The organism is Geodermatophilus dictyosporus, from assembly GCF_900115505.1.
Lineage (GTDB): Bacteria > Actinomycetota > Actinomycetes > Mycobacteriales > Geodermatophilaceae > Geodermatophilus > Geodermatophilus dictyosporus.
Genome location: NZ_FOWQ01000003.1, coordinates 98,645 through 117,993 on the forward strand (window position 1 = coordinate 98,645; position 19,349 = coordinate 117,993).

14 protein-coding genes and 1 tRNA gene are annotated in these 19,349 nt (G+C 74.7%); 11 read left to right on the forward strand and 4 right to left on the reverse strand.

The window, feature by feature from the left end; all coding sequences use genetic code 11:
* Together BMZ33_RS07730 and BMZ33_RS07735 are read right to left on the reverse strand one after the other, a co-directional pair.
* Positions 1–2,034, reverse strand: a complete 2,034-nt coding sequence (locus BMZ33_RS07730) for an acyl-CoA dehydrogenase family protein (RefSeq protein WP_091109012.1) — start codon at positions 2,032–2,034, stop codon at positions 1–3.
* Positions 2,031–2,693 carry a TetR family transcriptional regulator gene (locus BMZ33_RS07735; RefSeq protein ID WP_091109013.1) on the reverse strand — a complete coding sequence of 221 codons (663 nt, stop codon included), beginning with the start codon at positions 2,691–2,693 and terminating at the stop codon, positions 2,031–2,033. The genes BMZ33_RS07730 and BMZ33_RS07735 overlap by 4 nt, the downstream gene beginning before the upstream one ends.
* Before the next feature lie 90 nt (positions 2,694–2,783).
* Here BMZ33_RS07735 and BMZ33_RS07740 point away from each other — a divergent pair, with 90 nt between their 5' ends.
* The 8 genes from BMZ33_RS07740 (at position 2,784) to BMZ33_RS07775 (ending at position 11,946) form a co-directional block, all read left to right on the forward strand.
* The gene (locus tag BMZ33_RS07740; protein WP_091109014.1) at positions 2,784–4,073 is read left to right on the forward strand and encodes an acetyl-CoA C-acetyltransferase; all 1,290 of its coding nucleotides are present in this window, start codon (positions 2,784–2,786) and stop codon (positions 4,071–4,073) included.
* Positions 4,074–4,123: 50 nt separating this feature from the next.
* The gene (locus BMZ33_RS07745) at positions 4,124–5,479 is read left to right on the forward strand and encodes a 3-oxoacyl-ACP reductase (RefSeq protein WP_091109015.1); all 1,356 of its coding nucleotides are present in this window, start codon (positions 4,124–4,126) and stop codon (positions 5,477–5,479) included.
* Positions 5,479–6,333, forward strand: a complete 855-nt coding sequence (locus BMZ33_RS07750) for a MaoC family dehydratase (protein WP_091109704.1) — start codon at positions 5,479–5,481, stop codon at positions 6,331–6,333. The genes BMZ33_RS07745 and BMZ33_RS07750 overlap by 1 nt, the downstream gene beginning before the upstream one ends.
* 133 nt (positions 6,334–6,466) lie before the next feature.
* Entirely contained in the window at positions 6,467–7,990 is a 1,524-nt protein-coding gene (locus BMZ33_RS07755; RefSeq protein ID WP_091109016.1) for an ABC transporter substrate-binding protein, read from the forward strand.
* Positions 7,991–7,998: 8 nt separating this feature from the next.
* Positions 7,999–8,931: an ABC transporter permease gene (locus BMZ33_RS07760; RefSeq protein WP_280139201.1), complete on the forward strand. Its 933-nt coding sequence runs from the start codon at positions 7,999–8,001 to the stop codon at positions 8,929–8,931.
* Positions 8,928–9,866, forward strand: a complete 939-nt coding sequence (locus tag BMZ33_RS07765; protein WP_091109017.1) for an ABC transporter permease — start codon at positions 8,928–8,930, stop codon at positions 9,864–9,866. The genes BMZ33_RS07760 and BMZ33_RS07765 overlap by 4 nt, the downstream gene beginning before the upstream one ends.
* Complete coding sequence (locus BMZ33_RS07770; protein ID WP_091109018.1) at positions 9,863–10,861, forward strand: ABC transporter ATP-binding protein; 999 nt, start codon at positions 9,863–9,865, stop codon at positions 10,859–10,861. Before BMZ33_RS07765 ends, BMZ33_RS07770 begins: the two co-directional genes overlap by 4 nt.
* Entirely contained in the window at positions 10,858–11,946 is a 1,089-nt protein-coding gene (locus BMZ33_RS07775; protein WP_169064035.1) for an ABC transporter ATP-binding protein, read from the forward strand. Before BMZ33_RS07770 ends, BMZ33_RS07775 begins: the two co-directional genes overlap by 4 nt.
* A 7-nt stretch (positions 11,947–11,953) precedes the next feature.
* On the opposite strand, the gene BMZ33_RS07780 is transcribed toward BMZ33_RS07775, so the two are convergent.
* Both BMZ33_RS07780 and BMZ33_RS07785 read right to left on the reverse strand, forming a co-directional pair.
* Positions 11,954–13,597, reverse strand: a complete 1,644-nt coding sequence (locus BMZ33_RS07780) for a helicase-related protein (RefSeq protein WP_425283684.1) — start codon at positions 13,595–13,597, stop codon at positions 11,954–11,956.
* 499 nt (positions 13,598–14,096) lie between these two features.
* Complete coding sequence (locus tag BMZ33_RS07785; RefSeq protein WP_091109020.1) at positions 14,097–14,951, reverse strand: DUF2382 domain-containing protein; 855 nt, start codon at positions 14,949–14,951, stop codon at positions 14,097–14,099.
* 233 nt (positions 14,952–15,184) lie between these two features.
* Here BMZ33_RS07785 and BMZ33_RS07790 point away from each other — a divergent pair, with 233 nt between their 5' ends.
* The 3 genes from BMZ33_RS07790 (at position 15,185) to BMZ33_RS24415 (ending at position 19,279) form a co-directional block, all read left to right on the forward strand.
* Positions 15,185–15,949 carry a TetR/AcrR family transcriptional regulator C-terminal domain-containing protein gene (locus tag BMZ33_RS07790; protein ID WP_169064037.1) on the forward strand — a complete coding sequence of 255 codons (765 nt, stop codon included), beginning with the start codon at positions 15,185–15,187 and terminating at the stop codon, positions 15,947–15,949.
* A 57-nt stretch (positions 15,950–16,006) separates the two neighbouring features.
* Positions 16,007–16,093: transfer RNA gene (locus BMZ33_RS07795), tRNA-Ser, on the forward strand.
* A gap of 306 nt (positions 16,094–16,399) precedes the next feature.
* Complete coding sequence (locus tag BMZ33_RS24415; RefSeq protein WP_136697227.1) at positions 16,400–19,279, forward strand: SGNH/GDSL hydrolase family protein; 2,880 nt, start codon at positions 16,400–16,402, stop codon at positions 19,277–19,279.
* Positions 19,280–19,349 lie beyond the last annotated feature (70 nt).

Below are 19,349 nucleotides of genomic sequence, written 5' to 3' on the forward strand. Positions count from 1 at the left end.
TCACTGGGCCGGGGGGACGGCCAGCGTCACCGCGGTGTCCCCCTTCGTGCGGCCGGCGGTGTCCTCGCGGTGCGTGGCCTCCTGCCGCAGGACCTCCTCGTCGAGGATCGCGGCCTGCTTCCAGGCGTGCGGGATGCCGAAGCCGTCGACCAGCGTCACCGCGTGCGGCCGCAGCTCGCCGAGCAGCGCGTTCACCGTCGCGGTGAGCGCCTTCGAGCGGGCCGGGGTGAGGTGGCCGTGCTCGAGCAGCCAGCCCTTGTCGGCCTCCAGCGTCGACAGCGCGTAGAGGTCGCACACCGCCTCCAGCAGCGCCCGCGCGTCGGGGTCGGGGGTGCGCTCGATGCCGGCGACGAAGGCCTCCAGCACGATCCGGTCGACGTGCGTCTGCGCCGTCCGCAGGACGTGGTCCTGCACGCTGTTGAAGACGTCGAAGGGGTCCATCCCGTCGGTCGACGCGTTGCGGCGCAGCCGGCGGATCGCACCCTCGAGCGTGTGCCGCTCGCGGGCCTCGAACACCTTCAGCTGCCAGCCGCGGTCGCGCAGCGGCACGTCCTCGTCGCGGCCGGGCACGGCGTCGACCAGCCGGGCGATCAGCCCGCGGGCCGCCGTCCGCTCCAGCACGGTCTCGCGGACCAGGTCGGCGACGAAGGCGACCCGGCCCCAGCCGTCGAGGGAGCCGAACGCGTCGCGGTAGCCGGTGAGCAGGCCCTTGGCCACCAGCTGCAGCAGGACGGTGTTGTCGCCCTCGAAGGTGGTGAACACGTCGGTGTCGGCCCTGAGCTGGGGCAGCCGGTTCTCCGCCAGGTAGCCGGCCCCGCCGCAGGCCTCGCGGCAGGTCTGGATGGTGCGGGTGGCGTGCCAGGTCTGCGCCGCCTTGAGCCCGGCCGCGCGCGACTCGAGCTCGCGCTGGGCGGCCTCGTCGACCTCCTCGCCGCGCTCGTGCACCGCCGTGTGCAGGTCGTGCATCCGGCCGACCAGCTCCTCCTGCGCGAAGGCGAACGCGTAGGAGGTGGCCAGGGCGGGCAGCAGCTTGCGCTGGTGGACCAGGTAGTCGTTGAGGACGACCTCCCGGTCGCGGCCGGGCGCGGTGAACTGCCGCCGCACGTCGCCGTAGCGGACGGCGACGTCGAGGGCGACCCGCGTGGCCGCGCTCGCCGAGCCGCCGACGCTGACCCGCCCGCGCACCAGCGTGCCGAGCATGGTGAAGAAGCGGCGGGTCTCGTTCTCGATGTCGGACGTGTAGGTGCCGTCGGGTGCGACCTGGCCGTAGCGGTCGAGCAGCGCCTCGCGCGGGAGTCGCACGTGGTCGAAGGACAGCCGCCCGTTGTCGACGCCCAGCAGGCCGGCCTTGGGCCCGTCGTCGCCGATGGTGACGCCGGGGCAGGGGGTGCCGCGCCCGTCGCGGATCGGCACCAGCCACGCGTGCACGCCGCGGCCCTCGCCCCCGGTGACCAGCTGTGCGAACACCACCGCCATCCGGCCGTCCCTGGCCGCGTTGCCGATGTAGTCCTTGCGGGCGGCCTCGTGCGGGGTGTGCAGGTCGAAGGTCTGCGTGTCGGGGTCGTAGGTGCAGGTGGTGCGCAGCTGCTGGACGTCGGAGCCGTGGCCGGTCTCGGTCATCGCGAAGCAGCCGGGCAGGTCGAAGCTCATGATGTCGCGCAGGTACGCCTCGTGGTGCCGCCGCGTCCCGAGCAGCTGGACGGCGCCGCCGAACAGCCCCCACTGGACGCCGGCCTTGACCATGAGCGACAGGTCGCCGTGGGCCAGCATCTCGATCGCGGTGACCGAGCCGCCGGCGTCGGCCTGCCCGCCGTACTCGACCGGGAAGCCGAGGGAGACCCGGCCCGTGGCGGCCAGCTCGGCGGTCAGCCGGGTGACCCGCTCGCGGGCCTCCTCCACCGACTCGCCGTGGACCGGGGCGTACCCGGGGCCGCTCAGCTGCTCGCGGGCGTCGCGGCGCACGTGCGCCCAGCGCCCGTCGAGCACCTCCTGGAGGCGGGCGGGGTCGACGGTGGTCGGGAGGGTGGCGGTCACGACGTCTCCTCGGTCTCGGAGGGGGTGCGGGGCAGGAGTCCGGAGAGACCGGCCCAGGCGAGGTCGGTGAGGTGGGTGGCGAGGTCGGCCCGCGGCATCGGGCGGTCGGCCCGCAGCCACCAGTCGGCGGCGGAGCGGACCATCCCGACCACGCCGTGACCCCAGGGGGCCGCGGCGGCCGGGTCGCGGCCGGCCTGCCGGAGGGCGGCGGCCACGAGGGTGGCGGCCTGGTCGCCCACGAGGTCCGACAGCGTGCTGACCGGGTCGGCGTCCACCGGCCGGTCGAGGAAGGGGTGGGCGACGACGAAGCGGTAGAGCTCGGGGTCGGCCTCGATGAAGGCGAGGTAGGTCTCGACCGCCGCGGTGAGCACCTCGCGCGGGTGGCCGGTGCCACGCGTGGCCGCGCGCAGCCGCCCGGTCAGCTGCCCGGCCACCCGGGCGCAGACGGCGACGTAGAGCTCGCTGCGGTCGGCGAAGTGCCGGTAGACGACGGTCTTGCTGGTGCCCGCCTCCGCCGCGATCTCCTCCATGCCGACGCCGGCGCCGCACCGGCCGACGGCGGCGACGGTCGCGTCCACGATCTGCTCGCGGCGGGCGCGGCGGTGCTCGTCCCACCGGGAGCTGCGCCGGTCCCGCCGGGGCGCCGTCTCCGTGTTCACGTTACTCACAGTACCGTGTACCGTCGGTACCGGCCACGACGTCGACCGCTCGTGCGCGAGACGCGAACCACGGACCCCCGGAGGTCACCGATGAGCTCACCCCAGCCCCGCCGGGCCGCCGTCCTCGGCGGCAACCGCATCCCCTTCGCCCGGTCGAACGGCGCGTACGCGCAGGCGTCCAACCAGGACATGCTCACCGCGACCCTCGACGGCCTGGTCGCCCGCTTCGGCCTGCAGGGTGCGCAGGTGGGCGAGGTGGTCGCCGGCGCGGTCCTCAAGCACTCGCGCGACCTCAACCTCACCCGCGAGGCCGTGCTCGGCTCGCGGCTGTCGGCGGTCACCCCCGCCTACGACGTCCAGCAGGCGTGCGGCACCGGGCTCGAGGCCGCCGTCCTGGTCGCCAACAAGATCGCGCTCGGCCAGATCGAGTCCGGCATCGCCGGCGGCGTCGACACGACGTCGGACGCGCCGCTCGCCGTGGGCGACGACCTCCGCCGCGCGCTGCTCGAGCTCGCCGGTGCCAAGACCCTGCAGCAGCGGCTGAGGGCGCTCGCGCGGATCCGGCCGGGCTCGCTCGTCCCGGAGGCCCCGCGCAACGCCGAGCCGCGCACCGGCCTGGCCATGGGGGAGCACCAGGCGATCACCACCCGCGAGTGGGGCATCAGCCGGGAGGACCAGGACGAGCTGGCCGTCCGCTCGCACCGCAACCTGGCCGCCGCCTACGACCGCGGCTTCCTCGACGACCTGGTCACCCCCTACCTGGGCCTCACCCGCGACCAGAACCTCCGGCCGGACACGACCGTCGAGAAGCTGGCGACGCTGGAGCCCGTCTTCGGCAGGCACGACCCCGCCGCCACGATGACCGCGGGCAACTCGACGCCGCTCACCGACGGCGCAGCGGCCGTGCTGCTGGCCTCCGACGAGTGGGCCGCCGAGCACGGCCTGCCGGTGCTCGCCCACCTCGTCGACGCGCAGACCGCCGCGGTCGACCACGTGCACGGCGGCGAGGGCCTGCTCATGGCGCCCGCGTACGCGGTGCCCGTGCTGCTCGCCCGCAACGGCCTGACCCTGCAGGACCTCGACTTCTACGAGATCCACGAGGCGTTCGCCGCCACCGTGCTCGCGACGCTCGCCGCGTGGGAGAGCCCGGCGTTCTGCAAGGAGAAGCTGGGCCTGGACGCCCCGCTCGGGGCGATCGACCGCGACCGGCTCAACGTCAACGGCTCGTCGCTGGCCGCCGGGCACCCCTTCGCCGCGACCGGCGGCCGGATCGTCGCCTCGCTGGCCAAGCAGCTGCACGAGGCGGGTCCGGGCAGGCGCGGCCTGGTGTCCATCTGCGCGGCGGGCGGCCAGGGCGTCGTCGCGATCCTCGAGTCCTGACCCTTCCCGTGCACTCCCGCGGGAGTGCACGTCCTCGGAGAGGAACACCCGTGAGCGACTGGTACACGACCTTCGCCAACTCCGGCGTCGGCGCCACCCTCGTCACGCAGCTCGGCCTGCCCCGGCCGGCCGTGCTGCGCCGGTACGAGCCGGGTCAGCCGCTGCTGCCCGGCCCGGCCGTCGTCGGGACGGCGGGGGAGGGCCGGCTGCGCGGGACGGTCACCGCCGTCCTGCGCGACGCCGGCGTGACGGTGCTGCCCCCGGTGGACGCCGACGGCGCCGAGGACGGCGAGCGGCCGGCCGCCGTGGTCCTCGACGCCACCGGCGTGACCGGCCCGGCGCAGCTGGCCGCGGCCCACGACCTGCTCGCCCCCGCCGTGCGGCGGCTGCGGCCGACCGGCCGGGTGGTCGTGCTCGGGAACCCGCCGGCCTCCGCCGACACCCCGGCGCAGGCCGCGGCCCGCCAGGCGCTCGAGGGGCTGGTCCGCTCGCTGGCCAAGGAGCTGCGCGGCGGGTCGACGGCCAACCTCGTCCTCGTGCCCGAGGGCGCCGGGGCCTCGGTCGCCGGCCCCCTGCGGTTCTTCCTCTCCGGGCGGTCGGCCTACGTCGACGGCCAGGTGCTCACCCTGTCACCGGCCGACGTCCCGGCCGGGGCGGACGAGGAGCGCCCGCTGGCCGGGAGGATCGCCGTCGTCACCGGTGCGGCGCGGGGCATCGGCGCGGCCATCGCCCGGGTGCTGTCGCGCGACGGGGCACACGTGGTCGCCGTCGACGTCCCCGCCGCCGGCGAGGCGCTCGCCGAGGTGGCCAACGAGGTCGGCGGGACGGCGCTCCAGCTCGACGTCACCGCGCCCGACGCCCCGCGGCGGCTGGTCGAGCACCTGCGCGAGCGGCACGGCGGGGTCGACGTCGTCGTGCACAACGCCGGCATCACGCGGGACAGGCTGCTGGTCAACATGGACGCCGCCCGCTGGAACGCGGTCATGGCGGTGAACCTCCAGGCGCAGCTGGACCTCACCCAGGCGCTGCTGGACGCCGACGGCGTGCTGCGGCCCGGGGCCCGGGTGGTGAGCGTGAGCTCGCAGTCGGGCATCGCCGGCAACCGCGGGCAGACCAACTACGCGGCGTCCAAGGCCGGCGTCATCGGCATGGTGCGGGCGTGGGCGCCGGGGTTCGCCGCGCGCGGGGCGACGATCAACGCCGTCGCGCCGGGCTTCATCGTCACCGAGATGACGGCGAGGATGCCGCTGGGCACCCGGGAGGTCGGGGCGCGGCTCAACTCGCTGCAGCAGGGCGGCCTGCCGGTGGACGTCGCCGAGGCCATCGCCTGGCTCGCCCAGCCGGGCGCGGCCGGCGTCAACGGCCAGGTGCTGCGGGTCTGCGGCCAGTCGCTGCTGGGGGCGTGATGACGACCACCGTGCTCGACGCCGCGCCGAACCTCGCGGCGCTGTACGCGAGGGCCGCCGTCACCGCGCGCGGCCGCGGTGGCGAGCTGCCCGACACGCACCTGGCCCGGCACGGGGTCGGCGTCGACCGGGACCACCTGGCCGGGTACGCGCGGGTCTGCGGGCTGCCGCTGGACGACGTGCTGCCGGCCACCTACCCGCACGTGCTCTCCTTCCCGCTGCAGATGGCGCTGATGAGCGACCGCTCGTTCCCGCTCGCGCTGCCCGGCATCGTGCACGTGCGCAACCGGGTCGAGGTCCTCGCCCCGGTCGGGGCCGCTGCGCCGCTGGACGTCGAGGTGTGGGCCGAGCGCCTGGCCCCGCACCGCGCCGGCGCCACGGTGGACCTGCTGGCCTCGGTGCGCGCGGGCGGCCGGGAGGTCTGGCGCTCGCGCTCGACCTACCTCTCCCGCGGCGGCCGGGCGCCCGAGGGGGCCGAGCCGGCCGACCTCGACCTCGAGGTGGACGAGCCGGCCCGGCCGACGGCCACCTGGCGGGTGCCCGACGACACCGGGCGCCGCTACGCGCGGGTCTCCGGCGACGTGAACCCCATCCACCTGTCGGGGCTGACGGCGAAGGCGTTCGGCTTCAAGCACGCCATCGCGCACGGCATGTGGACCAAGGCCCGCGTGCTGGGCGCGCTGGCCGGCCGGCTGCCCGAGGCGTTCGCCTACGACGTGCAGTTCCGCAGGCCGCTGTACCTGCCCTCGACGGTGCAGCTGGCCACGGCGCCCTCCGGCGCGGGCTGGGACGTCGCCGTCCGCAACGCCCGGTCGGGCACGGAGCACCTGGTGGGCACGGTCCGCCCGCTCTGATCGGCGGGCCGCGTCGGCGAGGCGTGAGCGGGCGGTCACGGACGCGCAACGATCACCGCCTCGACCTGCGGAACTGCTCCGGCCGGGCCAGGGTCGGCAGCGACGACGCCGACCGAGCCCCACGGAGGTGCCCGTGCGCACGAACCGGCTCCTGCCCCTCGCCGCGGCCGCGGCCCTGGTCCTGCCCGCCTGCGGTGGCGGGCAGAGCGTCGACACCGGCGGCGGGGGCGGCGGGGGGGAGAACACGCTGGTGGCGGCGGTGAGCGCCGAGCCCGACCAGTTCGACCCGCACGTCACCAACGCCTACGCGAGCTTCCAGGTGCTGGAGAACGTCTACGACACCCTCGTCGTCCCGGGCGCCGAGGACCTGACGATGCAGCCGAGCCTGGCCGAGTCCTGGACGACCAGCCCCGACCAGCGGAGCTGGACGTTCACCCTCCGCGACGGCGTCACCTTCCACGACGGCAGCGAGTTCGACTCCGCCGACGTCGTCTACAGCTACCGGCGGATCATCGACGAGGAGCTGTCGAACGCCTACCGGTTCGCCACGGTCGCCGACGTCACCGCGCCCGACCCGCGGACCGTCGTCATCACGGTCACGCGGCCGACGCCCAACCTGCTCGAGCTCGTCGGCGCGTTCAAGGGCATGGCGATCGTCTCGGAGAACGCCGCCGAGGAGTTCGACCTGCAGAGCGAGGCCAACGGCACCGGCCCGTTCCAGCTGGAGAGCTCCGACGCCAACGGCACCGTGCTGACCGCCTTCGAGGACTACTGGGGCGGCGCCCCGAGCATCGACGGCGTCGAGTTCCGCTACATCACCGAGGCGAGCTCGGCGCTGACCGCGCTGCGCAACGGCGAGGTGCAGTGGACCGACAACGTGCCGCCGCAGAACGTCGCCGACCTCGAGGGCGACGACGAGGTCGAGCTCGGCTCGGTCACCAGCGTCGAGTACTTCTACATGTCCATGAACTACGCCGTCCCGCCGTTCGACAACCGGGACGTGCGCCGGGCGATCGCCACCGCGGTCGACCGCGAGGAGGTCACCCAGGCGGCCCGCTTCGGCGCGGCGCAGACCAACCAGACGGCGGTCCCCGAGGGCAGCCCCTTCCACCTCGACTACGCGCCGTTCACGCCCGACCAGGACGCCGCCCGCCAGCTGCTCGAGCAGGCCGGCGTGCAGACGCCGCTCACGATGGGCCTGATGGTCACCGACGAGTACCCCGAGACGGTGGCCGCCGCCCAGGTCATCGCCAGCCAGCTCGAGCCGATCGGCATCGACGTCGAGATCCAGGAGGAGGACTTCGCCACCTGGCTCGACCGGCAGTCCCAGGGCGACTTCGACGCCTTCATGCTCAGCTGGATCGGCAACATCGACCCGGCCGACTTCTACGAGAACCAGCACCTGTCCACCGGCGGCAGCAACTACCAGGGCTACAGCAACCCGCAGGTCGACGACCTGCTGACCCGCGCCGCCACCGAGGTCGACCCGACCGCCCGCAAGGACCTCTACGACCAGGCCGCGCGGCTGATCGTCGACGACGTCTCCTACCTGTACCTCTACAACCCCGACGAGGTGCAGGCCTGGGCGCCGGGGCTGACCGGCTACCAGGTGCGGGCCGACGCCGCGATCAACTTCGAGACCGTGGAGCTGCCCTGACCGGGTACCTGCTCCGGCGGGCCGGCCAGGCCGTCGTCGTCCTGGCCGGCGTGAGCGTCCTGGTCTTCTCCCTGATCCACCTCGTGCGGGGCGACCCGATCCGCCTGGCCCTCGGCACGCGGTTCTCCCAGGAGACCTACGACGCCCTGCGGGAGCGCAGCGGGCTGGACCTGCCCCTGGTCCAGCAGTACGTCACCTGGGCCGGGCGGGCGGTCACCGGTGACCTCGGGGTCAGCTTCCGCAGCGGGGACACGGTCACCTCGCTGATCGCGGAGCGGCTGCCGGCGACGCTGACGCTGGCCGTCGCCGCGCTGCTGGTGGCGCTGGTCATCGCGCTGCCGCTGGGGATGCTCTCGGCGCTGCACCCGCGGTCGTTCGTCGACCGGCTGGCCACCGTGGTCAGCCAGTTCGGCATCTCGGTGCCGGACTTCTGGCTGTCGATCATGCTCATCCTGGTCTTCGCCGGGACCCTGGGCGTCCTGCCCTCCGGCGGCTACGTGGCGCTGACCGAGGACCCGCTGGGCTGGCTGCAGCGGCTGGTGCTGCCGGCGGTCGCCACCGGCGTGGTGTCCGGGTCGGTGATCACCCGGTTCGTCCGGTCGAGCATGCTCGAGGCGCTGGGCTCGGACCACGTGCGGACGGCGCAGGCCAAGGGCGTGCCGACCCGGCAGGTGCTCACCTGGCACGTGCTGCGCAACGCGCTGCTGCCGCTGGTCACGGTGACCGGCGTGCAGCTGGCCTACCTGCTCTCCGGCGTCGTCGTGGTGGAGATCGTCTTCTCCTGGCCGGGCCTGGGGCAGCTGGCCTACCAGGCGGTGCGCGACCGCGACTTCCCCGTGCTGCAGGGCGCCGTCCTGCTCTTCGCCCTCGTGTTCCTCGTGATCAACCTGCTGGTGGACCTGCTCTACAGCCGCATCGACCCGAGGATCGCCCGCCGATGACGCAGCTGCCGACGCCGGGCGCCACCCCGGCCGCACCGCCGCCGTCCGAGCCCCTGCCGACGGCGGCCCCGCCTCGCCCGCGCTGGCGGGAGACGCTCGGGCTGCTCGCCCGCAACCCGACCGCGGCCGTCTCCGCCGTCGTCCTGGTCCTGATCGTGCTGATGGCGGTGTTCGACGAGACGCTGGCACCCGACGGCCCGAACGACCAGGACCCCTCCCGGCAGCTGCAGCCGCCGAGCTGGAGCCACCCGTTCGGCACCGACGAGTTCGGCCGCGACATCCTCAGCCGGGTGGTCCTGGGCGCGGCGACGTCGCTGCGGGTCGGCTTCCTGTCCGTCGCGTTCGCGCTGGTGGTGGGCACGCTCATCGGTCTGCTGGCCGGCTACTACGGCCGGTGGGTCGACGACACCCTCATGCGGCTCATGGACGTGCTGTTCGCCTTCCCCGCCGTGCTGCTGGCCATCGCGATCGTCGCCATCCGCGGCGCCGGGCCGGCCAACGCGATCCTCGCCATCGGCATCGTCTACGTGCCGATCTTCGCCCGGGTCACCCGCGCCAGCGTGCTCGGCGTCCGCGAGGAGGTCTACGTGCGCGCCTCGCGGTCGGTGGGCGCCTCGGACTGGCGGCTGATCACCCGGCACGTGCTGCCCAACGCGGCCCCGCCGATCATCGTGCAGACCTCGATCAGCCTGGCCTTCGCGGTGCTGGCCGAGGCGGCGCTGTCCTTCCTCGGCCTGGGCCCGCGGCGGCCGAACCCGTCGTGGGGGCTGATGCTCGCCGACGGCCGCGGGTTCATCGACCAGGCCTGGTGGTACACGGTCTTCCCGGGGCTGGCGATCGTGGTCACGGTGCTGTGCTTCAACCTGCTCGGCGACGGGCTGCGCGACGTCCTCGACCCGCGGCAGCGCACCCTCATGGCCGGGGGCGGCCGGTGACGGCGCCCGTGCTGGAGGTCGAGGACCTGCGGGTGGACCTGCGCACCCCGCGCGGGACGGCGCACGTGGTCAACGGGCTGAGCTACACCGTCGGCGCGGGGGAGACCGTGGCTGTTGTCGGGGAGTCCGGCAGCGGCAAGAGCGTCTCAGTGCTGGCCCTGCTCGGCCTGCTGCCGGCGCGGACGGCGACGGTCACCGGGCGGGCGCTGCTCGACGGCGAGGACCTGCTCACCATGTCGCCCGAGCGGCTGCGGCAGGTCCGCGGTCCCGGCGTGGGCATGGTGTTCCAGGACCCGATGACCTCGCTGAACCCGGTGCTCACCGTCGGCCGGCAGCTCACCGAGGGGCTGCGCGCGCACGGGTCGCTGTCCAAGGCGGCGGCCCGGGCACGGGCGGTGGAGCTGCTCGGCGAGGTGGGCCTGCCCGACCCCGGCCGTGCGGTCGACCGCTACCCGCACGAGCTCTCGGGCGGCATGCGGCAGCGGGTGGTCATCGCGATCGCGCTGTCGAACTCACCGTCACTGCTGATCGCCGACGAGGCGACCACCGCCCTCGACGTCACCGTGCAGGCGCAGATCCTCGACCTGGTCGAGGGGCTGCAGACCGAGCACGGCACCGGCGTCGTCTGGATCACCCACGACCTCGGCGTCGTCGCGGGCATCGCCGACCGGGTGCTGGTCATGTACGGCGGGCGCTGCGTGGAGGACGGCACGGTCGACGACGTCCTCGAGCGGCCGGTGCACCCCTACACGCGCGGCCTGCTCGGGGCGCTGCCGGACCTGGCGACGGACGACGAGGCGGACCTCGCCACCATCCCCGGCACGCCGCCCCCGCCCACCGACCTGCCGGCGGGGTGCGTGTTCTGGCCGCGCTGCCCGGTGCGCGGCGACGCCCGCTGCGAGACCGAGCAGCCCCCGCTGGCCGTCGTGGCGGCCGGGACCGGTGGCCTGCCGCACCGGGCGGCGACGTGGTGCGCGGAGGGGGAGGCGTCGTGACGTCGCCGGCGAAGGGCGGGCCCGCGGAGGGGGCGCCGGACGTGCTCGTGTCCGCCCGCGGGCTGGAGGTGCACTTCCCGATCCGCTCGGGCGGGGCGCTGCGCCGGACGACGGGGGTGCTGCGCGCGGTGGACGGCGTGGACCTCGACGTGCACCGCGGCGAGACGCTGGGCCTGGTCGGGGAGTCCGGCTGCGGGAAGTCGACGCTGGGCAACGCGCTGCTCCGGCTGGTCCCGCCGACCGGCGGCACGGTGACCTTCGACGGCGCCGACGTCACCCGGATGCGCCGCCGGGAGCTGCGGGAGCTGCGCCGGCGGGCGGGGATGGTGTTCCAGGACCCGTTCGCCTCGCTCGACCCGCGGCGCACGGTCGCGCAGACGGTGGCCGAGCCGCTGGAGGTGCACGGCCTGCACCCGGGGCGGCAGGCGAGGGCCGCGCGGGTGCGCGAGCTGCTGCAGCTGGTCGGGCTGGACCCGGCCGTCGCCGCCCGGTACCCGCACGAGTTCTCCGGCGGTCAGCGGCAGCGCGTGGGCATCGCCCGGGCCCTGGCCGGCGAGCCGGACTTCCTCGTGTGCGACGAGGCCATCGCCTCCCTCGACGTCAGCGTGCAGGCCCAGGTGCTCAACCTGCTGCGCCGGCTGCAGCGGCAGCTCGGGCTCACCCTGCTGTTCATCTCGCACGACCTGTCGGCGGTGCGGCACGTGTCCGACCGGATCGCGGTCATGTACCTGGGCCGGGTGGTGGAGGTCGGGCCCGCGGCCGCCGTCGCCGCCGGGCCGCAGATGCCCTACACCCGGGCGCTGCTGTCGGCCGTCCCGCTGCCGCACCCGGAGCTGGAGCGCTCGAGGCAGCGGATCGTGCTGCGCGGCGACGTCCCCTCGCCGTCCCGGGTGCCCAGCGGCTGCCGGTTCCGGACCCGCTGCCCCGACGTCTTCCAGCCCTGCCCCGACGTCGACCCGGCGCTGCAGCCGGTCGGCTCCGCGCCGGGCCACGTCGCGGCCTGCCACCTGCACGGGGTGGTGGGCACGCCCGTCGAGCGCGAGCGGCCCGACGCGCCGGTGGACGCCGGCGACCCGGCGGCCTGAGACCGGGTCAGCCCCGGCCGCTGCGGGTGGCGCGCCGGCCCTGCCGGGACCCCGAGCGCGGCCCGCGCCGCCCGCCGCGCGCGGGGTCCCGGCCGGTGTCGCGGCCGGGACCCCGGCCGCGGGGGGCGCTGCACGGGCGGCAGGTGGAGAACCAGGGGGCGATGGCGGTCCCGCACTCGGCGCAGGCCGAGGACCGGCTGACCGCGATGGCGTCCGGGAGCATCTCGCTGATCGCCTCGGCGCACTCCTCCTCGACCCAGGCGGCGTCGTCGGCGTCCAGGCCGGCGACGCCGGGGAACTGCCGGAGCAGCGTCTGCGCGTCACGGGCGGCCGCCGCGGCCTGCTCGTACTCCTCGACCGAGCCGCCGACGGGCACGTCGGGCAGCACGAGCTCCGGGGCGACGGGCAGTCCGGCCGCGTGCCGCAGCGCCGCCCGCGCCAGTACCAGCCAGCGGGTGCGGCGCGGCGGCTGGTAGTCGATGGCCAGGGTGACCAGCCGCCAGACGGTGTGCAGGTCGCCGGCGGCGCCGAGCGGTCCGCGCAGCAGCGGCAGCAGCGCCTGCACCCGCAGCACCAGGCTGGTGACGTCGTCCGGCGTCACCGCCTCGTCGCGGGTGGCCGCGCGGGCCCACGCCTGCCAGCGGACCAGCGCCTCGGGGAGGTCGACCGCCTCCAGCGCGCCGAGGTCGGCGAGTTCCGGCCGCAGCCGCGGCGCCCGCCGGGGCAGGTCGCTGGCCCGGTCACCGCGGGCGACCTCGGCGCCGTGGGACACCAGCGCCGTCGACGGCTTGAGCCCCCGCACGCCGGTGAGGACGCCGACCGTGCCGTGGCCGGTCAGCCCGTAGCGGCCGGCCCGCCCGGCGATCTGCGCGGCCTCCCAGCTGCGCAGCGGCCGCAGCTCCGTGCCGTCGAACTTCGTCGTCTCGGCGAACAGCACGGTGGTGGCCGGCACGTTGATGCCGTGGCCGATGACGTCGGTGGTGACCAGGACGTCGAGCTCCCCGGTGGTGAACCGCTGGATGACCTCGCGCCGGGTGGCCGGGGGCAGCGCGCCGTAGAGGACGCCGACCCGGCCCGGCCGGTGCCGGTCGAGCTCGGCGGCGACGGCGTAGACGGTCTTGCGGGAGAAGGCGACGACGAGGGTCTGCGGCCGGACGCCGGTGGTGCGGACCGGGGCGCGCAGCACGTCGAGCCGGGACAGCCGCTGGTGGGTGACGACCTCGACGGACCCGGCGTCGTCGACCAGCGGCGCCAGCAGCGGGTGGGCCTCGGCAGCCGAGATCAGGTGCATCTCGCGGTACTCGCCGGTGAGCAGCAGCCGCGCCCAGTGGTGGCCGCGGTCGGGGTCGGCGACCCAGTGCGACTCGTCGAGCACGAGCAGCTCACCGCGCAGCGGCGCCTTCTCCACCGTGCAGCAGACGACCGGCGCGTGCGGGTCGACCTCCTCCTCGCCGGTGGACAGGCCGACCGTGCCCGCGGGCAGCAGGGCGGAGAGCTTGGCGTAGGCCTCGTGCGCGAGCTGGCGCAGCGGCGCGGCGTAGACCCCGGAGCCGGTGGCGGCCAGGGCCTGCAGCGACTCGTACGTCTTGCCGGAGTTGGTCGGGCCGAGGTGGAAGACGACGCGCTCGGGCGGGGTGCTGCGGACGGGCAGCTCCGGCGCGGCGCCCTCGACCCACGACTGCTGGGCGCGGCGCTCCTCGCGGGCGGCCTCGCGGTCGGCGGCGCGGTCGGGGCTGGTCGCGGGACGCTCCTCGGCGGGCAGCCGCCGGCGACGGCGGGCGGTGGACGGCGGGGGGACGGTCTCGGGCAGGGGGTGTCCTTCGGTCGACGTGCGGGCAGGAGGTCGACACGGGGAACCCGCGGACCCTTTCCTGCACGAACACCGGCCGGGGCCGGTTCATGCCCGCGGACCCGGTGGCGGGCCGGACGTGGGCGCCGGAGGGCGCGGTGCGCTCGCACGGCACCGGGGTCGCTGGAGCTCGACGTGTCCGGGGGCGACGCCCGCGACACCGGGCTCCACGCGAGTTCCGGCTACCGCGTCGTCACCGGCAGGTGCGCGAGGACCTCGTGTCCTGACCCGGCACCCGCCGGCAGGACGCGGACGGGCCGGGCAGCCGCAGCTGCCCGGCCCGTCCGGGGTGTGGCGTCGCTCAGCGCCGGGGGTCGACCCCGTCGGTGTCGACGTCGATCTGCTCCTTGCGGACGTCGCCGCTCACGGTCTCCTGGCCGGTGACCGTCTCGGTGTCCAGGCGGACCCGCTCGACCGGGGTGGCCTCGGTGGAGACGACGGGACGCTCGGCGTGCAGCGTGACCTCGTGCTCCTCCTCGGAGATGGTGGGGCCGTCGAGGGCGTTGCCGACGTTGGCGTCGGTGATCGGCTCGCGCTCGACCCGCACCTCCTCGTGCGACACCGGCACGGTCGCCGTCTCGCGCTCGGTGGTGACGTACTTGCGCAGCCGGGCGCGGCCGGCCTCGACGCGCTGGGTGCCCACCTCGAGGTGCTCCTCGGAGCGGGTCATGGCGCTGTCGGTGGTCGGGCCGGAGGTGTCGCGGCCCACGGCGCGGCCCTGCACGTCGTCGTAGACGCCGTCGCCGTCGCGGTCGGTGCGGGTGCCCGCGGTACCGGTGCCCACGGTGCCGGCCGCCGCCTGGGTGGTCTCGGTGGTGGTCTGGGTGGTCTGCGTGCCGGTGCCGCTGCCGAGGCCGTAGTAGCGGTAGAGCTCCTGCTCCTCCTGCGGGGACAGGTGGCCGTCGGTGTCGATCTTCGGCGCGTCCTTGACCTTGGCCTTCTCGTACGGGAAGCGGATCGAGTCGCCGGACACCTCGGCCTGGGCCAGCGGGACGAAGGTCTCCTTGGTGCCGAACAGGCCGGTGTGCACCGTCGCCCACTCGGGGCGGCCGGTCTCGTCGTCGAGGTAGACCTCGCCGATCTTGCCCAGCTTGTCGCCGTCGCGATCGACGGCGGTGCCGCCGATGACCTGCTGGATCTGCTGCTCGGAGATCATGCTGCTCCTCGGGGTCGGGCGCGAGAGTGCGCGCACGGTGCTCTCGTGCGCGTCGACCTGCCCCCGGCGGGGGCGGCGTTCCAGGGGTGCCCGTCCGTTTACGGGGTAAACACGGCTCTCGTGCCGGCCGCCGGGGGTGGGCGGCCTCACCGCAGCCCGCCCTCCGCTACCCGGCCGGAGCGGAGAGGATGCGGGGCAGTGCGGTCCCGCGTGCCGGGGGAGAGGAGGTCCGCGTGGTCGACGACGCGCAGGACCCGGACACGCCGCAGGCGCGCGGCGGCGCGGCGGCCACCATCCCGACCACGCCCCCCGGCGCCGGCCGCCGCCCGCTCGACCGGCGGCGGGTCCTCGGCGCGGCGGTCTCCTTCATCGACGAGCACGGCATCGAGGCGCTCACCATGCGCCGGCTGGGCAACCACCTCGGCGTCGAGGGGATGGCGCTGTACCGCCACGTCAGCAGCCGCGAGGGGCTGCTCGACGGCGTCGTGGAGACCGTGGTCGACGAGCTGTACGGCGACCCCGACGTGTTCCTCGAGCCGAGGCACGGCTGGCAGGACTACCTGCAGCGGCTCGCGCACGGGGTGCGGCGGCTCGCACTGGCCCACCCGGCGGTGTTCCCGCTGGTGGCCACGCGCCCGCCGGCGGCGCCGTGGGTGCGGCCGCCGCTGCGCAGCCTGCGCTGGCTGGAGTCCTTCCTCGACGCGCTGACCGGCAGCGGCTTCTCCGACGGCGCCGCGGTGGCCGCCTACCGGGCCTACACCGGCTTCCTGCTCGGGCACCTGCTGCTCGAGGTGTCGGCGCGCGGCGTGCCGATCAGCTCGCACGACGAGGAGGCCGACGCGGCGTCCCCGCCGGCCGGGGCGCTCGACGGCTACCCGCACGTCCGGCGGCTGGAGCCGCTGCTGTCGGAGGACGAGTCGGCGGCGGAGTTCGAGGAGGCGCTCGAGGAGCTGCTCGAGCGGCTGGAGCGCATCCTCCGGGAGTCCCGCCGCGGCTGATCGCCGGGGTGCCGACGGCGGCCGGGGCGCGCCCGGCGGGTTAGCCTCGACCGGCCAGGAGGGCTCGCCTAGCGGCCGATGGCGGCGGTCTTGAAAACCGCTATGGGGTCACACCCATCGTGGGTTCGAATCCCACGCCCTCCGCCCTGGGCAGCGGACCCGCGCCACCCGAGGTCCGAGGGGTGGATCCCGTGTCCCCGACTCCCCGCCACATCCGGTAGGTGGTGGCACCGGCGCAGGGAGTCGACCTCATCCGCACGACTGACGACGCGCGACCCGGGGGTTGCACACCACCCCGGGTGTCCGGCATGCGGCGCGCTGTACGGGCTGGACGCCGCAGAGGGCTCCGGGCATGCTGTGCCACCCCTGGCGACCGCACGGCACACCGCTGAGGACCCAGCGGTGCAGTGGTGGACAGTCCATCGACCGCCGAGTTCGAGGAGCCCCACCGTGTTGCGAATCCTCCGGTCCGGCGTGGTCGTGAACCGGCGACTACGGGCTGGTGAGCGAGCGGTCATCAGCGCTGAGCAGTCGCCCCGCACCTGGGCCCAGGTGGCCGCGACCGGCTCGGTCCCGCACGCCGGCGGCCTCCTACCGATCAAGCCACCCCTCGATCTCGACCTCCTGGAAGCGGTCCTGCCGAGATCGGAGATCCGGCGACGCCTGGCCAGGATCGCCGCGGTCCTCGACGCGCGCGGCGTCACAGAACCCTTCACCGGGTCCCCGCTGCAGCTCGGCGAGCACACGCTGGTCATGCCCGGGCTGGTGACCAAGGACCACCGCACCGACGCGGGAGCGCAGAAGACGCTCGGCGGGCTCAAGGTGGTCGACCTGGCGGATCCTCAGCGGCTGGCCCTCCGCGGCGCACTCGTGAACGCTCGTGAACTCCGAGGTGACCCTCTCGTCGAGGAGGAGGGCGGACCCACGGAGGCCTACTGGATCGCCCCGGAGATCCGCATCCCCGCCGACGGCACGGTCATCTTCTCCGAGCAGACCGACCACCTGACCGTGATGACTCCGCGGCTGGTCGTCGGAGAGAACGTGGTGTTCCAGTGGAGATCCGCCCGGAACACGTCGTCGCCGAAGTCGAAGCCGCCACCGGCCGGGCCCCAGAAGTCCACGGACACCGTCGGAGGAACGGGGTTCACAGGCCTGGGCGGTGGGGGCGGCGACGACGGCCTCGATGGCGCGGACGGCCGTTTCCTGGAGCTGTGGGCTCTGCAGATCGTCGGGTCCCCCTACCTCGACTTCAGCGGGCAGAGGGGGCAGGACGGCCAGGACGGTGGACGAGGTGGGCGCGGTGGAACGGGCGGTCCGGGACGGGACGCCGAGTTCAACACCTGGATCACCGGCAACGTCGATCCGATCAACCCGTGCAAGCGGTTCGCCACGTTCGGAGGACACGGCGGCAGAGGCGGGGCCGGCGGGCGCGGCGGAGACGGAGGCAGGGGCGGCGACGGCGGCCGGATCGAGATCTACGCCCTTCCGGCCAGCCTGGGCAGGCTGACGGACGACCTGCGCGTCCTGTTCGGCCCCGGTGGCGGCGGAAGTCAGGGCCGTGGCGGCCCGGGCGGTGACGGCGGCCCGGCCGGGCCACGCGGGAGGACGGTCACGTCCGCGCCCGAGGTCTTCACCTGCGGCCTCGCGGACAACGCGGAACCCGGGAACACCGGGCTCTCCGGTGACCCGGGTGGCGACGGGGTCGGCGGGGCACCGGGGGAGCTGCCGCCCCGGGGTGTCGCGTTGACCGCGATCGAGGAAGAGGACTTCCGCAACGCGCTGCTGCGTCCCCTCATCCGAAGGGTCAGCCCCAAGGTGCTGTCCCCCGGTACCCAGATCAGCGTCTTCGGTCGCAACTTCACCGAGACCGACCAGGTGAGACTCAACGGAGTCGTGCTGGAGAGCACCTTCCGTCGGGCCGACCTGATCGTCGCCGACGCACCCGACAGCGTGCCGGCAGAGGGTCGCCTCGCCGTCGTGCAGACCGATGGGACGGAGGCGGACTTCCCCGTCTACGGCCGTCCCCACATCACGGGCGTGACCAGCGCGGTACCACGCCGGGGCACGAGGATCCGGCCCGGTGGGTCGGTGAGCGTCAGAGGCTCCAGCTTCAGCGAGCGCAGCGAGGTGCACGTCAACGGAGTGGCCGCGGCCGACACCCTCTGCGTCAGCGGCACCGAACTCCGCGCCACCGCGCTACGACCGTTCGACAGTCCCGACCTCCAGGGCGACGGGCCGCAGGGCGAGCCAGTGGTGGTGACCGTCGTCAACCGGCAGCCCGGGTTCGGCGTCATCGGCTCCAACGAGTTCCGGATCACGCTCGACACGGTGCGCATGCTGGTGATCGGTGACTCGATCATGTGGGGGCAAGGACTGTTCGAGGGGGAGAAGGCGTGGGCCCAGGTCCGGGACGACCTGCGCGAGCGCAACGGGGGCATCGCGGTCGACGTGACGGTCCTGGCCCACTCAGGAGCGGTGGTCCACGCGGACACGCCTGACGAGCTGGCCTCCTCGCCGGAGGTGCCACCGGGCAGGTTCGGCGGTGAGGTCAGCAAGTCGCGCCCCTCGATCGACGAACAGCTGACCGCGTTCCTGAACGGCACGGTGGAGGACGACACCATCGACTTCGTGCTGTTGGACGGCGGCGCCAACGACGTCACCGTCCAGGAGATGTTCCTCCCGCCACCGCTCGGCAAGGACATGCGCGAGCTGGCGCAACAGCACTGCCGCCGTGATCTGCGGGATCTGCTCACCCGAGTGTCGGAGACGCTGCCGGGTGCGAGCGTCATCGTGACCGGCTACTTCCCGATCGTCTCCACGCAGAGCGACCTCGCCCGGGTGAGCGTCCTCCTCGCCGCATTCGGCTTCGCTGTCGCCGAGGTCGGCAGCGCGGTCGCCTTGGTCGCCCTGGGGCCCGGTGGCGCCACCGTGGGCGCTGTGACGGCCCTCGCGCTGACCCCGGCCCTCTTCCTCGCCATCTGCGACCGTCAGGCCGATTGGGTCCGGTTCAGTACCGAGGCCATGTCCCAGGCGGTCGACGACGTACGCCCACTGTTCGACGCGGACCGCGCGGTCCGCTTCGTGTCACCGGGGTTCCGCACGGAGAACGCCGTCTTCGCCCCGCAGTCCTTCGTCTTCGGGATCTCGGACGACTTCCGCCCTCTGGACCCCCTGGAGATCGCGGAGGCGCGGGCGGCGGTCTGCGCGGGCCACGAGGAGTCCCCGACCTGTGTGATCGCCTCCGTCGGCCACCCCAATCCGGCAGGGGCGACCGCGTACGCGCAGGCGATCAAGCAGGCCCTCGCCGAGATCTCCGACTCCATCCTCTGATCCCTCGTCCCCCGGAGCGCGCGGTCGGCGAGGTCCACCGGGTGACCGAGGCCGGTGGCAGGCCCTTCAC